Annotated in this window: 10 protein-coding genes; 6 read left to right on the forward strand and 4 right to left on the reverse strand. The window is 70.5% G+C overall.

The window, feature by feature from the left end; genetic code table 11:
• The first annotated feature begins 83 nt into the window (after positions 1 to 83).
• From CXY01_RS16490 to ilvD, 6 genes are all read left to right on the forward strand, one after another.
• Positions 84 to 1388 (forward strand): ABC transporter substrate-binding protein, encoded by a 1305-nt coding sequence (locus CXY01_RS16490; RefSeq protein WP_146929359.1) that lies wholly within the window; start codon positions 84 to 86, stop codon positions 1386 to 1388.
• 5 nt (positions 1389 to 1393) lie between these two features.
• A complete protein-coding gene (locus tag CXY01_RS16495) occupies positions 1394 to 2431 on the forward strand; it encodes a carbohydrate ABC transporter permease (RefSeq protein WP_146929362.1) in 1038 nt (345 codons plus the stop codon).
• Positions 2428 to 3315: a carbohydrate ABC transporter permease gene (locus tag CXY01_RS16500; RefSeq protein ID WP_146929365.1), complete on the forward strand. Its 888-nt coding sequence runs from the start codon at positions 2428 to 2430 to the stop codon at positions 3313 to 3315. Before CXY01_RS16495 ends, CXY01_RS16500 begins: the two co-directional genes overlap by 4 nt.
• 45 nt (positions 3316 to 3360) lie before the next feature.
• Entirely contained in the window at positions 3361 to 5646 is a 2286-nt protein-coding gene (locus CXY01_RS16505) for a beta-xylosidase/alpha-l-arabinosidase (RefSeq protein WP_503825988.1), read from the forward strand.
• 210 nt (positions 5647 to 5856) lie between these two features.
• Positions 5857 to 7146 carry an extracellular solute-binding protein gene (locus tag CXY01_RS16510; protein WP_146929368.1) on the forward strand — a complete coding sequence of 430 codons (1290 nt, stop codon included), beginning with the start codon at positions 5857 to 5859 and terminating at the stop codon, positions 7144 to 7146.
• A 92-nt stretch (positions 7147 to 7238) separates the two neighbouring features.
• Positions 7239 to 8981, forward strand: a complete 1743-nt coding sequence (gene ilvD / locus CXY01_RS16515) for a dihydroxy-acid dehydratase (protein ID WP_146929371.1) — start codon at positions 7239 to 7241, stop codon at positions 8979 to 8981.
• 55 nt (positions 8982 to 9036) lie between these two features.
• Here ilvD and CXY01_RS16520 read toward each other — a convergent pair whose 3' ends face one another.
• The 4 genes from CXY01_RS16520 to CXY01_RS16535 are packed head-to-tail and all read right to left on the reverse strand — an operon-like array spanning position 9037 to position 14382.
• Positions 9037 to 9945: a carbohydrate ABC transporter permease gene (locus CXY01_RS16520; RefSeq protein WP_146929374.1), complete on the reverse strand. Its 909-nt coding sequence runs from the start codon at positions 9943 to 9945 to the stop codon at positions 9037 to 9039.
• On the reverse strand, positions 9945 to 10880 hold the full coding sequence (locus CXY01_RS16525) for a carbohydrate ABC transporter permease (RefSeq protein WP_146929377.1): 936 nt from the start codon (positions 10878 to 10880) through the stop codon (positions 9945 to 9947). Before CXY01_RS16525 ends, CXY01_RS16520 begins: the two co-directional genes overlap by 1 nt.
• A gap of 2 nt (positions 10881 to 10882) precedes the next feature.
• A complete protein-coding gene (locus tag CXY01_RS16530) occupies positions 10883 to 12142 on the reverse strand; it encodes an ABC transporter substrate-binding protein (protein ID WP_246125439.1) in 1260 nt (419 codons plus the stop codon).
• A 26-nt stretch (positions 12143 to 12168) separates the two neighbouring features.
• Complete coding sequence (locus CXY01_RS16535) at positions 12169 to 14382, reverse strand: alpha-galactosidase (RefSeq protein WP_146929383.1); 2214 nt, start codon at positions 14380 to 14382, stop codon at positions 12169 to 12171.
• Positions 14383 to 14412 lie beyond the last annotated feature (30 nt).

The following is a 14412-nucleotide window of genomic DNA, read 5'->3' on the forward strand; positions in this document are numbered from 1 at the left end:
TCGACAACGATTGACTTCGCACAGCCTTGGGTGTCAACCTTGGCGCCGTCCAGCCCTGTCAGTGACGACGAGGAGATTCAACGATGATGAGGACAACCGTCCTTCGCACCCTTGCCCTGGGTGCTGGTATTGCCCTGCTCGCGACCGCCTGCAGCTCGGGCGACGCGGGGGAGGGCTCCACCGATGGCGCGTCCGGTGACGCGACCACGGTCACCTGGTGGCACAACTCCAACACGGGTGACGGCAAGGACTACTACGACAAGGTGGCCGCCGACTTCGAGGCCGCCAACCCGGGCGTGACCGTCGAGGTCACCGCCATGCAGCACGAGGACATGCTCACCAAGCTCGACGCCGCGTTCCAGAGCGGAGACGCCCCCGACGTCTACATGGAGCGTGGTGGCGGCGAGCTGGCCGACCACGTCGAGGCCGGCCTGACCAAGGACATCTCCGAGGCGGCCGCCGACACCATCGAGAAGATCGGTGGCTCCGTCGCCGGCTGGCAGGTGGACGACAAGACGTACGGCCTGCCGTTCTCCGTCGGCGTCGTCGGCTTCTGGTACAACAAGGCGCTCTTCGAGCAGGCCGGCATCACCGAGCCCCCCACCACGTGGGACGAGTTCAACGAGGACGTCGACAAGCTCAAGGCTGCGGGCATCGAGCCCGTCTCCGTCGGCGCCGGTGACAAGTGGCCGGCCGCGCACTACTGGTACTACTTCGCGCTGCGCGAGTGCTCGCAGGACGTCCTGACGGACGCCGTGCAGACGCTCGACTTCTCCGACGCGTGCTTCGTCAAGGCCGGCGAGGACCTCGAGGCCCTCATCGGTACCGAGCCGTTCAACGCGGGCTTCCTGTCGACCAAGGCCCAGGAGGGTGCGACCAGCGCTTCGGGCCTCCTGGCCACGGGCAAGGTCGCGATGGAGATGCAGGGCCACTGGGAGCCCGGCGTCATGCAGGGCCTCACCGAGGACGGCAAGGGCCTCGGCGAGAACACCGGCTGGTTCCCCTTCCCGGCCGTCGACGGCGGCGAGGGCGACCCCGAGGCCGCGCTCGGTGGCGGTGACGCGTGGGCCGTCTCGCAGGAGGCGCCCGACGCCGCGGTGGACTTCGCGGTCTACCTGCTCTCGGACGAGGTCCAGAAGGGCTTCGCGGAGCTCGACATGGGTCTGCCGACCAACTCGACGGCCTCGCAGTACGTGTCGGACCCGGCCCTGGCCGAGCTCCTCAAGGTCCGTGACGCGGCCCCGTACGTCCAGCTCTACTTCGACACGGCGTTCGGTGCCTCCGTCGGTGGGGCCATGAACGACGAGATCGCCCTGGCCTTCGCCGGCCAGGCCACCCCGCAGGACATCGTCGACGCCACGCAGGCGGCGGCTGACGCGGAGAAGTGACCGACGTGGCAGACGAGACGACCGCCCGCGTGGGCGTCACCGCCTCGCCTGCGACGTCCTCCCCGCAGGCCCAGGTCGCCGGTCGCGCTTCGGCGCGGCCGGCGGCCCCGGCCCCGGGCGGACGCCGTGGGACGGGGTCGGCTCTCCGCAAGCGCCTGGAGATCGCCTTCTTCGTGGCACCCGCCCTGCTGCTGTTCCTGTTCTTCGTGGTGGTGCCGATCGTCCGAGCGGTCCAGCTCTCGGCCTACCGCTGGAAGGGCTACGGCCCGCTGGTCGACTTCGTCGGCCTGAAGAACTACGTGAGCGTGCTGAACAACGACGTGTTCATCGGTGCGCTCCAGCACAACCTGATCATCGTGGTGGCCTCGATCGCCATCCAGCTCCCGCTCGGCCTGGCCATCGCGCTGCTGCTCAACCGCAAGATGTGGGGCCAGGGAGTCCTGCGCACGATCATCTTCGTGCCGTACGTGCTGGCCGAGGTCATCGCCGGTGTCGTGTGGTACCAGCTGCTCCAGCCCAAGTACGGCGTGATCGACGCGATGCTCGCCGCGGTCGGCATCAAGGGCCCCGCGCAGGGGTTCCTCGGCACCCCCGAGTACGCGCTGTGGACGGTCATCGTCGTCCTGACCTGGAAGTACCTCGGTCTCGCGGTGATCCTGTTCCTCGCCGGCCTGCAGAGCGTCCCCGAGGAGCTCTACGAGGCCTCGCAGATCGACGGCGCCAGCTGGTGGCAGACGCAGCGCAAGATCACCATCCCGCTGCTCGGCCCGACCATCCGCACGTGGGCGTTCCTGTCGATGATCGGCTCGCTGCAGCTCTTCGACATGGTGTGGATCCTCACCGGCGGCGGCCCCGCCAACGCGACCACGACCATGGCCACGTTCCTCATCAACGAGGGCACCAAGCGGCAGAACTACGGGATCGCCGGGGCGGCCTCCGTGATCCTCTTCGTCGTCGCCCTCGTCCTGGCCCTCCTGTACCAGCGCTTCATCCTGCGCCGGGACATCCAGGACCCCGCTTCCCGGAAGAAGGTCAAGGCATGAGCGCCGACACCCTGACCCGGACGTCGCCGACGTCGCCCTCCACGCACGGCGCCCGTCGCAAGACCGGCAAGTACACGGGCGGCAACCCGCTCGTGTACGCGCTGGCGCTCGTCGTCGTCGCCCTCACCATCGGCCCCGTGCTGTACGGGGTGCTCGGCGGCTTCCGCACCAACGCCCAGCTGGCGGAGTCGCCAGCGGGGATGCCGGACCCCTGGGTGTTCTTCAACTACTCCGGCGTCCTGACCAACCCGGACTTCTGGAAGTACGCGTTCAACTCGACCGTGATCGCGCTGCTCACCACCGCTCTCGTGGTGGTCTTCGGGATCATGGCCGCGTACCCGCTGGCCCGCTACAAGTTCAAGGGCCGCGAGCAGGTCTTCATGATCTTCGTCCTGGGACTGCTGTTCCCGGCGACCGTGGCGATCATCCCGCTGTTCATCCTCATCACGGACCTGAACCTGGGGAACACCTGGTGGGGCGTGGCGCTGCCGCAGGCGGCGTTCGCGCTGCCGGTGACCGTCGTCATCCTGCGGCCGTTCCTGCAGGCGCTGCCCGACGAGCTCGAGGAGGCGGCGCTGCTCGACGGCGCCTCCCGCATCGGCTTCTTCTGGCGGATCCTGCTGCCCCTGTCGGGGCCGGGCATGGTGACGGTGGGCGTGCTCGCGTTCGTCGGCTCGTGGAACGCGTACCTGCTGCCGCTGCTCCTGCTGCAGAGCGACATGAAGACGCTGCCCCTGGGCGTCGCCGACTTCTCCTCGGAGTACTCCTCCGACACCGCGGGCGTCTTCGCCTTCACGACGCTGGCCATGATCCCGGCGCTCGTGTTCTTCCTCGCCATGCAGAAGCGGATCGTCAACGGCCTCCAGGGCGCGGTCAAGGGCTGATCCGTGAGCATCATCCAGAACGTCACCACCGAAGGAGACAGATCCGTGACGGATCTTCAGACCCGGGCCGTGCCCGCGACGGTCGACCGTGCGAGCGAGCTGCTCGCCCGGATGACGCTCGAGGAGAAGCTGGCGCAGATCGTCGGGTTCTGGGAGAAGGGCGACGGCGAGGTCGTCGCCCCGCTCCAGGGCGAGTTCACCCGTGAGCAGACCCTCGACGAGTCCACGCGCAACGGTCTCGGCCACCTGACCCGTGTCTACGGCACCCGTCCGGTCGACGCGGTCGAGCGTGCGCGGTGGCTCTGGGACATGCAGCGCCGGCTGGTGCGCGAGACGCGGCTGGGCATCCCCGCCCTCGTGCACGAGGAGTGCCTGACGGGGCTGTCGGCGTGGCGGGCGGCGACGTTCCCGACGCCGCTGGCCTGGGGCGCCTCGTTCGACCCCGAGCTGGTCGAGGAGATGGGCGAGGCCATCGGTGGCTCGATGCGCACGCTCGGCATCCACCAGGGCCTCTCACCCGTGCTGGACGTCATCCGCGACCCGCGGTGGGGCCGGGTGGACGAGTGCATCTCCGAGGACCCGTACGTCGTGGGCACGCTCGGCACGTCGTACGTCCGCGGCCTGCAGTCGACGGGAGTGCACGCGACGCTCAAGCACTTCGTCGGCTACTCCGGCTCGCAGTCGGGGCGCAACTTCGCACCCGTGCACGCCGGTCGGCGCGAGGTCGAGGACGTCCTGCTGGTGCCGTTCGAGATGGCGCTGCTCGACGGCGGGGCGCGCTCGGTCATGAGCTCGTACAACGAGATCGACGGCGTCCCCGTGGCGGCGGACCCGAGCCTGCTCACCGGCGTGCTCCGGGACCGCTGGGGCTTCGACGGCCCGGTGGTCGCGGACTACTTCGGGGTGGCGTTCCTGCAGCTCCTGCACGGGGTCGCCGGCGACCTGGGAGAGGCGGCGGGCCTGGCGCTCGCGGCGGGCGTCGACATCGAGCTCCCGACGGGTGACGCGTACCTGACCCCGCTGGCCGAGGCGGTCCGGGCCGGGCGCGTCGACGAGGCGCTGGTCGACCGCGCGGTCCTGCGCGCGCTGCGCCAGAAGGAGGAGCTCGGCCTGCTCGACGCGACGTTCGACGACGAGCCGCCCACGCACGTCGACCTCGACAGCCCCGAGCACCGCCGGATCGCCGCCCGCCTGGCGGAGGAGTCGGTCGTGCTGCTGTCGAACGACGGGACGCTCCCGCTGGGCGGACCCTCGCGGGTCGCGGTCATCGGCCCGAACGCGGACCGGGCCGAGGCGCTGTTCGGGTGCTACTCGTTCCTCAACCACGTCCTCGCGCACCACCCCGAGGTCGAGGTCGGGTTCGAGAGCCCGACGGTCCGCGCGGCGCTCGCCGCCGAGCTGCCCGGTGCCGACATCGTCGCCGCGCTCGGCTGCGCGGTCGATGACGACGACCGGTCCGGGTTCGACGAGGCCGTGCAGGCGGCGGCGTCCGCCGAGGTGGCCGTGCTGGTCGTGGGCGACCACGCCGGGCTGTTCGGCCGGGGGACCGTGGGGGAAGGCTGCGACCGCGACGACCTGGAGCTCCCGGGCGTCCAGCGCGAGCTGGTCGAGGCCGTCCTGGCCACGGGCACCCCTGTCGTCCTGGTCCTGCTCACCGGCCGGCCGTACGCCGTCGACTGGGCGCTCGCGCGGTGCGCGGCCGTCGTCCAGGCGTTCTTCCCGGGCGAGGAGGGCGGCACCGCCGTCGCGGGCGTGCTCTCCGGCCGGGTCAACCCGTCGGGGCACCTGCCCGTGAGCCTGCCGCGCTCCGCCGGCGCGCAGCCGTTCACGTACCTGCACCCGCAGCTGGGCGGGAACGGGGACGTCACCAACCTGCGGAGCACGCCGGCGCTCCCGTTCGGGCACGGGCTGTCGTACACGACGTTCGTGCACAGCGACCTCGAGGTGGATGCGCAGGTGCCCACCGACGGGCACATCGGGGCGAGCGTCCGCGTCACCAACACGGGGGACCGGCCCGGGGCCGACGTCGTGCAGCTGTACGCGCGCGACGTCGTCGGCTCGGTGACCCGCCCGGTGGCGCAGCTCGTCGGGTACCGGCGCGTCCACCTCGAGGCCGGCGAGTCAGCCGTCGTGACCTTCTCGGTCCCGACGACCCGGCTCGCGTTCTCCGACCGCGACCTCGTGCGCGTGGTCGAGCCCGGCGACGTCGAGCTCTGGGTGGGCCCGTCGTGCGCCGAGCGTGACACCGAGGCGCGCCTGACGCTCACGGGTGCCGTCCACCCGGTGGGCGTCGACAGCCCGCGCTGGACTGCCGTCTCGGTCTCCGCCTGACCGCAGCGAGGCCGTCGTCGCACACCATCGCGACGGCGGCCTCGCTGCGTGCCCGTACCTGCTCGGCCCTGCGATCGGCCGAACGGGCGATGTGTCTTGGATCGCTCGATAACGATGTCGATAACGATGTCAGAACCGCAGCACCGCCGCGTCGGTTCGCAGAGCCAGCGCTGTCCCACCACGTCAACGACGACCTGAGAGGACCACGACATGAGAATCGCCCGCACGGGGAGGTCGCTCGCCGCGACCGTCGCCGCGACCGCGCTGCTCGCCGCCTGCGGAGGCGCCGGGGGCGACTCCGGGACCTCCGACGGGGACCCGGTCACCCTGACGTGGTGGCACAACGGCATCGACGAGCCCCTCAACACCTACTTCGAGAAGGTCGCCCTGGGCTTCGAGGCCGACCACCCGAACGTCACCATCGAGAACGTGCCCGTGCAGAACGAGGAGCTCAAGGCCAGGCTCGCCGACGCCCTGACGACGGGGGAGTTCCCGGACGTCTTCCAGCAGTGGGGCGGCGGTCAGATGGGTGAGCAGGTCGCGGCGGGCGCGCTGCTCGACCTGACCGACGACGTGACGTCGGAGCTCGAGCTGATCGGTGGGTCGGCCGCCGGCTGGCAGCTGGAGGGCCGGACGTACGGGCTGCCGTTCAGCATGGGTGTCGAGGGGTTCTGGTACAACCGTGCGCTGTTCGAGCAGGCCGGCATCACCGACCCGCCGATCATCCAGGAGGACCTCGACGCCGCGGTGGTCAAGCTCCGGGCCGCCGGCATCGTGCCCATCGCCGTGGGGGCGGGGGACAAGTGGCCCGCGGCGCATTACTGGTACAACTACGCGCTGCGCGCCTGCCCCCCGGACACGATGGCCGCAGCCGGTGCGTCGCAGGACTTCAGCGACCCGTGCTTCGTCAAGGCGGGCACCGACCTGGAGGCCTTCCTCGCCACGGCGCCCTTCCAGGACGGCTTCCTCGAGGCGCCCGCGCAGCAGGGCGACACCAGCTCCGCGGCCCTGCTGGCCAACGGCGGTGCCGCGATGGAGCTCATGGGCCACTGGAACCCGGGAGTCATGTCCGGGCTGGCCGCGAACGGCGTCGGGCTGGGTGACGACCTCGGCTGGTTCCCGTTCCCGATGACGGCGGGCGGGCAGGGCAACGCCAACTCCGCGCTCGGCGGCGGGGACGGCTTCTCCTGCTCGGCGGACGCGCCGCCGGAGTGTGTGGACTTCCTGCGGTACCTGCTCAGCGTCGAGGTCCAGACCCGGTACGCGGAGACCGGGGCCGGGCTGCCCGTCACCATGGGCTCCGAGGCGGCGGTCAGTGACCCGAACATGTCGACGCTGCTCACCTTCCGCAACAACGCGCGGTACGTCCAGCTCTGGTTGGACATCGCGTACGGGAGCACCGTCGGCGGCGCGCTGAACGACGCCGTCGCGGCGCAGTTCGCGGGCACCGGCTCCGCCCGGGACGTCGTCGACGCGATGAACGCCGCCGGCGGCAGCTGACGTCGACCGTCCCCGTCGGCTCCGGCCGACGGGGACGTCCGCAGGGTGACCCTCCCGCGGCCCGGCGCGAGCGCAGTCCTACACTCGCGAGCATGACCGTGACGTCCGACAACGCCCCCCGCAGCACGGCCGGCTCCGCCGGCGACGCAGTCGACATCAAGCCCCGCTCGCGCACCGTCACCGACGGCCTCGAGGCGACGGCCTCGCGCGGCATGCTCCGCGCGGTGGGACTCGGTGACGACGACTTCGCGAAGCCCCAGATCGGCGTCGCCAGCTCCTGGAACGAGATCACGCCCTGCAACCTGTCGCTCCAGCGGCTGGCGCAGGCGGCCAAGGCGGGCGTGCACGCGGCGGGCGGGTACCCGCTCGAGTTCGGCACCATCTCGGTGTCCGACGGCATCTCGATGGGCCACGAGGGCATGCACTTCTCCCTGGTGAGCCGCGACATCATCGCGGACTCCGTGGAGACCGTCATGCAGGCCGAGCGTCTCGACGGCTCGGTGCTGCTGGCGGGCTGCGACAAGTCCCTGCCGGGCATGCTCATGGCCGCGGCGCGCCTCGACCTGGCCAGCGTGTTCCTCTACGCGGGCTCCATCGCGCCGGGCTGGGTCAAGCTCGAGGACGGCACCGAGAAGGACGTCACGATCATCGACGCGTTCGAGGCCGTGGGCGCGTGCGCGCGCGGGCTCATGAGCCGCGAGGACGTCGACCGCATCGAGCGGGCCATCTGTCCCGGCGAGGGCGCCTGCGGCGGCATGTACACCGCCAACACCATGGCGTCGGTGGCCGAGGCGATCGGCATGTCGATCCCCGGCTCCGCGGCCCCGCCGTCGGCCGACCGCCGCCGCGACGCGTTCGCCAAGAAGTCCGGAGAGGCGGTCGTCGAGCTGCTCCGCCAGGGCATCACGGCGCGCCAGATCATGACCAAGGAGGCGTTCGAGAACGCCATCGCCGTCGTCATGGCGTTCGGCGGCTCCACCAACGCCGTCCTGCACCTGCTGGCCATCGCGCACGAGGCCGAGGTCGACCTCACGCTCGCCGACTTCTCCCGCGTGGCCGCCAAGGTCCCGCACCTGGGCGACCTCAAGCCGTTCGGCCGCTACGTCATGAACGACGTCGACCGCATCGGCGGCGTGCCCGTGGTGATGAAGGCGCTGCTGGACGCGGGCCTCCTGCACGGCGACTGCCTGACGGTCACGGGCAAGACCGTCGCGGAGAACCTGGCGGACGTGAACCCGCCGGACCCCGACGGCAAGATCCTGCGTGCGCTGGACAACCCGATCCACAAGACGGGTGGCATCACGATCCTGCACGGCTCGCTCGCGCCCGAGGGTGCCGTGGTCAAGTCGGCCGGCTTCGACTCCGACGTGTTCGAGGGGACGGCCCGCGTGTTCGAGCGGGAGCGCGCCGCGATGGACGCGCTCGAGGACGGCACGATCGTCGCCGGCGACGTCGTCGTCATCCGCTACGAGGGCCCCAAGGGCGGCCCGGGCATGCGCGAGATGCTCGCCATCACGGGCGCGATCAAGGGCGCCGGCCTGGGCAAGGATGTCCTGCTGCTCACCGACGGCCGCTTCTCGGGAGGCACCACCGGCCTGTGCGTCGGGCACGTGGCACCCGAGGCCGTCGACGGCGGACCCATCGCGTTCATCAAGGACGGCGACCGGATCCAGCTCGACGTGGCCAACGGCACGCTCGACGTGCTGGTCAGCGCCGAGGAGCTCGAGTCCCGCAGGGCCGGCTGGGCGCCGCTGCCTCCCACCTACACGCGCGGGGTGCTGGCCAAGTACGCGAAGCTGGTGCAGTCGGCGTCGAAGGGCGCCGTGCTGATCTGATCGACGACGAACGGCCCGGTCCTGTGCGGACCGGGCCGTTCGCGCGTCATCCGGGCTACTTGATCGACCCCCGCGTGACTCCGGAGATGACCCAGCGCTGGCTGAAGATGTACACGACCAGCAGCGGAGCCATCGCCATGAGGTAGGAGGCGAACGCCACGGTGTAGTCGGTGTTGAACTGCCCCTGGAACACGAACTGCGCGAGCGGCAGCGTCCGGGCCCCGGGGTCGGTCAGCACCACGAGCGGCATGATGAAGTCGTTCCACGCCCACACGCAGGTGAGGATGCCGACCGTCGCGTTCATCGGGGTGAGCAGCGGGAAGATGATCTGCCGGAACACCCGCCACGTCGACGCACCGTCGACCCGCGCCGCCTCCTCGAGCTCGATGGGGATGGAGCGGATGTAGGCGGTGTAGATGAAGATGTTCAGCGACAACCCGTAGATCGTGTAGAGCAGGATCATCCCCGCCTGGTTGTCGAGCCCGAGGAACGAGGTCTGCTTCACGAGCGGCAGCATGATGATCGGGAACGGGATGAACAGGGCGGCCAGCAGGTAGAAGAAGACGCCCTTGAAGAACGGTCGGTGGATGTTGCGTGCGATGCCGTACGCGACGACCGAGCTGGTCAGCAGCGTGAGGACGACCGCCCCGACGGTGATCATCGCCGTGTTCATGAGGGCCTGCGGGAAGCTGGTCCGTTCCCACGCCTCGGCGAAGTTCTCCCAGCGGACGGGGTTGGGCCACTCGAAGCCGGTGCCGGCGGCGAGCTGGGCGGGGGTCTTGAGGGCGACGACGACCGCCAGGTACAGCGGGATGAGGATCGTCAGCGAGCACACCGCGATCAGCGCGGTCACCCACCAGTTGATCGAGCGCGAGTCGTCGTCGGCGACGTTCTTGGTGCGTCGGCGCCGGGGCTCGGGAAGGACGGCCTCGGCCTGACCGAGCGCGGTTCCTGCGGTGGTCATCAGAAGTCCGCCTCTCTGCGCTGAAGGACCTTGAACTGGAACAGGGAGACGATGGTGATGACGATGAAGAAGACCACCGCGTTCGCCGACTGGTAGGCGAACTCCCCACCGGAGAAGCCGCCGCGGAAGATGAGCAGCGTGACGGACTCCGTCGCCGTGCCCGGACCGCCGTTCGTCAGGGCGACGATCTGGTCGAAGACCTGCAGGAAGCCCTTGAGGCTCAGCACGACGTTGATCGTGAAGAACGCGCTGATCAGCGGGAACGTGATCGACGAGAACTGCCGCCAGGGCTTGGCGCCGTCCAGGGACGCGGCCTCGTAGAGCTCGCGCGGGATCGTCTGCAGCCCGGACAGGTAGATGATGATCGTGAAGGCGCACGCCTGCCAGACGGCGAGCGCGACGATCGCGGTCCACGCCCAGGTCTCGTTCGTCAGGATGTTGTCGGCGATGAGCGGGATGCCCGACAGGATCTTCGGCAGCGAGCTGGAGAACAGGAACTGGAAGACGTAGCCGATGACCAGGGCCGCCAGGACGTACGGGACGAAGTACACGCCACGCCACAGGTTGCGCGCCATGATCTTGGCGTTCAGGCCCATCGCGATGGCGAGCGAGATCGCGTTCGTCAGCACGGTCGCCGCGATCGCGAACAGGAACGAGAACCCGTAGGCCGCCAGGACGCGGTCGTCCTTGAACAGGTTGACGTAGTTGGACACACCGACGAAGTTCCACGCGCCGTAGCCGGCGTAGTTGGTGAAGCTGTAGAAGATGCCGACGAGCACCGGGATGGTGTGGAACAGGAAGAACGCGATGACGGCGGGCCAGACCATCCAGTAGAACGTGCGCTGCGCGCGGCCGACCTTGACGGGCGGCACCGTCGAGCGCCCGGTCCTGCCGGCCGGGGGTGCTGCGGGTGGGGCTTGCGTGGAGGACGTCATCGTCAGTCTCCCGTCACGGGGATGGTGCGAGCGGCGACCTTGCTCCACTCGCTGTCGAGGGTGGCGAGCGCGGCCTCCGCGTCGCCGTTGAACAGGAACTGCTGGTCGATGGCCGGCAGCGGGATGCTGGGCGGGATCTGGTGGTCGATGAAGCCGGCGATCCGGCCCTCGTCGAAGTACGGCGCGACCGACTGGATCGCCGGCTCGTCGCTCAGCTCGGCACCCTCCACGGACGGGATCATGTTCTGCGAGGCGGCGAACTCCTCGATCACATCCTTCTCGAACAGGTAGTCGATGAACCGCAGGGCCTCGGCGGGGTGGGCCGACTCCTTCGGCATGGTCACCACGACGTCGACGCCGGAGACGAGCACCCGGTCGTCGGGGTCCTCGGTGGCCGGGTACGGGAAGATTCCTGCCCGGATGTCCGGGTTGATGCCCTTGATCGGGCTCAGCGCCCAGATGCCCTGCAGCAGCATCGCGACCTCGCCGTTGGCGAACGCGGCGTTGCCGTCGTCGTACGTCGCCCCTCGGTAGCCGTCCTGCATGTACTCGAACAGCTCGTACTGCTGATCCATCGCCTCCGCGAAGTTCTTCTCGAACGACACCTCCGAGTCGGGTCCGGTGTCCTCGCCCTGCTCGCGCATCGCGTCGAAGAAACCGTCCATCGCGGGGTAGGCGCCGAGGGCGTTCCACGACGGCATCCCGGTCCACGAGTCGGCCAGCGTCCCGTAGAACGGCGTGATCCCCGCGGCCTCGAGCGCATCGCACACGGCGATGAGCTCGTCCCAGGTCTCGGGGACCTCCAGGCCCTGCTCGGCGAAGATGTCCTGGTTGTAGATGACGCCGTTGGCGTTGTTGACGTAGCCCAGGCCGTTGACCTCGTCGCCGTAGGTGCCGAGGTCGGTGAGGATCTCCTGCACCGCCGGGTTGATCGTCTCCAGCACAGGCTCGTCGGAGAAGTCGTAGAAGACCCCGGCCTCCGCCAGGCGCCCGAAGTTGCCGCTCGCGTTGAGCGTGATGACGTCCGGCGCCTTGTCCTTCACCAGCAGCGTCCGGATGGCTGTGTCCGCATCGGCGACCTGGTTCTGGACGACGCGGATGTCGGGGTTCTCCGCCTCGAAGTCGGCGATGATCCGGGTGAAGTCCTCGAGCGCCTCACCCTTGAACTGGAAGAAGTTCAGGGTGGTGACGCCGTCGGACGGTTCGTTCGCGCAGCCGGCGACCGCGGTCAGCAGGGCGACCGCCCCGGCTACCGCCGCCACGCGACCTCGTCGCGTCATTCGGTGTTTCATCGTGCGCCTCCTTGCGCCTGGTGGGGTGCTCCGTCGTCGGCCAGCAGCTCGATGACGGTGGATCTCTGGGGGTACTGGACCGGGGGTCGCAGTCCGACAACGTCGAGCTCGCGACCCGTCAGCGCGACGTCGTGCTCCTGCCACGCGAGCGCCGACTGGGCTGCGGCGCCCGTCGAGCCGCCGACGACCCGGATGCGGTACTGCCGGCCGGGGTCGAGCCCGGGGATCCGGACCCGTCCGGGCGGGTAGGCGACGGTCGTGCCGGTCTGCGTGAGGGTGAAGACGGCGGCGGAGCCGTCGCCCGCGACGATGCCGCGGACGTCGATGCCGGGCTCCGTGCCGTCGACGTCGACGGTGCGACCGGTCGCGACGAGCGGGCGGACGCGCTTGGCGAGCTCGACCCACGCGGCGATGCGGGACCGGGTCGCGTCGTCGGTCGCGGTGAGGTCCCACTCGATGCCGGCGTGCCCGAGGAGCGCGACCGCGCCACTGAGGTCGAGGTCGACGGTCCGTCCGGTGGAGTGCACGACGGGGCTGGTCAGGTGCATGCCCATCAGCTCGGGCGGCACGACCAGGGCCGTGTACCGCTGGTTCGTCAGGCGCTCGAGCGGGTCCAGGCTGTCGCTGGTCCAGATCCGGTCGGTGCGGGCCAGGATGCCCAGGTCCACCCGGGCACCTCCCGACGCGCAGCTCTCGATCTCCAGCCCGGGGTGGGCGGCCTTGAGCTCGTCCAGCAGCCGGTAGAGCGCGAGCGTGTGCTCGCGGACTCGGGCGACCCCGTCCGGACCGCTGCCGGCGTCCAGCAGGTCGCGGTTGTGGTCCCACTTCAGGTAGGCGATGGGGTACTCGTCGAGCAGCTCGTGCAGGCGGGAGACGACGTGGTCGTACGCGCCGGAGTGCGCGAGGTCGAGCACCTGCTGCTGACGGGCGGACGGCGGCAGCGTCATCCGCGCCCGCAGGATCCAGTCGGGGTGCTCCCGTGCGAGGTCGCTGTCGGGGTTGACCATCTCGGGCTCCACCCACAGGCCGAACTCCATGCCGCGCTCGCGCACGTGGTCCACGAGGGGGTGCAGCCCTTCCGGCCAGACCGTCGCGTCGACGTACCAGTCGCCCAGCCCGGCAGTGTCGTCGCGACGGCCGACGAACCAGCCGTCGTCCAGCACGAACCGCTCGACCCCGACGGACGCGGCGGCGTCCGCGAGCGCGGTCAGCCGCTCGAGCGAGTGGTCGAAGTAGACGGCCTCCCACGTGTTGAGGGTGATCGGCCGCGGGCGGCGCGGGTGGGCCGGCCGACTGCGCCACTCGTCGTGGAAGCGGTGCGCGAGCTCGCTCAGCCCGTCGCCCCAGGAGCCGAGGACCTCCGGGGAGGTGATGGACCCGCCGGGTGCGAGCACGACCTCCCCGGGGGCGAACAGCTCACCGCCGGCGAGGAAGGCCTCACCCGACACGGACCGTTCCGCGACGAGCCGGTGGTTGCCGCTCCACGCGACGTGGACGGCGTGGACGCGTCCGCGCTCGAAGCCGAACCCGGGGCGGCCGGCCGCCAGCAGGAGGGTGGCGTCGGCGCCCGGCCGTCCGCGCCGGCTCTCCCGCAGGTAGGTCCCGTACCCGAAGGGGTGCCGCTGCGGCGACCGCTCGCGCAGGTGTCGGCCGGTGGTGTCGAGGATCTCGGTGGCGTCCCACGGCACGGGGAACGCGAGATGCAGGTGCTGGACGGTGTAGCGGGAGTCGCCGTCGTTACGGAGCGTTATCCGCTGGTGGAGCAGACCGGCGACGCCGACGCGGAGCTCCAGCCGTGCGGTGAGCCGGGCCTCGCGGTCGACCAGCGTCAGCTGCGCCCAGTCGTCGCCGGCCTCGACGTCGACGAGCTCGAGCCGCACGCTGAAGGAGGCCCCGTCGCGATGCCCCTCCAGGCCGGGGGTGCCGAGCCAGCCCCCTGCCGGGGTGGCGACGAGGGTGGCGCGGGCGGGCTCGTCCAGACCCCCCGAGACCCGCTGCGGCCGGGCTGCGACCGCCAGGCCGCGCAGCGTCTGCTCGTCGGAGTCCGTGAGCTCCTCGCCCCAGTGCACGATCGCCGGGTGCGGGAGGACGTCGAGGTCGATCACGACGCTGGTGCCGCCGCCGTGCAGGTGGAGCACCCGCCCGGCGGCGGCGGGCGAGGCCGGGGTCGTGGCTGTGCGGTCGGTCGTCACCTCGTCGTGAGAGAGCATGAGATAGTTCTAGCACGGAATAAAGACACC

The sequence above is a fragment of the Cellulomonas xylanilytica genome (genome assembly GCF_007989805.1).
GTDB classification, from domain to species: domain Bacteria; phylum Actinomycetota; class Actinomycetes; order Actinomycetales; family Cellulomonadaceae; genus Cellulomonas; species Cellulomonas xylanilytica.

What these genes read in the sequence shown, in the direction of transcription:
- ilvD (WP_146929371.1), top strand. Translation starts at nt 7,239, where the DNA reads ATGACCGTGACGTCCGACAACGCCCCCCGCAGCACGGCCGGCTCCGCC.
- CXY01_RS16520 (WP_146929374.1), bottom strand. Translation starts at nt 9,945, where the DNA reads ATGACCACCGCAGGAACCGCGCTCGGTCAGGCCGAGGCCGTCCTTCCC.
- CXY01_RS16535 (WP_146929383.1), bottom strand. Translation starts at nt 14,382, where the DNA reads ATGCTCTCTCACGACGAGGTGACGACCGACCGCACAGCCACGACCCCG.
- CXY01_RS16510 (WP_146929368.1), top strand. Translation starts at nt 5,857, where the DNA reads ATGAGAATCGCCCGCACGGGGAGGTCGCTCGCCGCGACCGTCGCCGCG.
- CXY01_RS16525 (WP_146929377.1), bottom strand. Translation starts at nt 10,880, where the DNA reads ATGACGTCCTCCACGCAAGCCCCACCCGCAGCACCCCCGGCCGGCAGG.
- CXY01_RS16490 (WP_146929359.1), top strand. Translation starts at nt 84, where the DNA reads ATGATGAGGACAACCGTCCTTCGCACCCTTGCCCTGGGTGCTGGTATT.
- CXY01_RS16500 (WP_146929365.1), top strand. Translation starts at nt 2,428, where the DNA reads ATGAGCGCCGACACCCTGACCCGGACGTCGCCGACGTCGCCCTCCACG.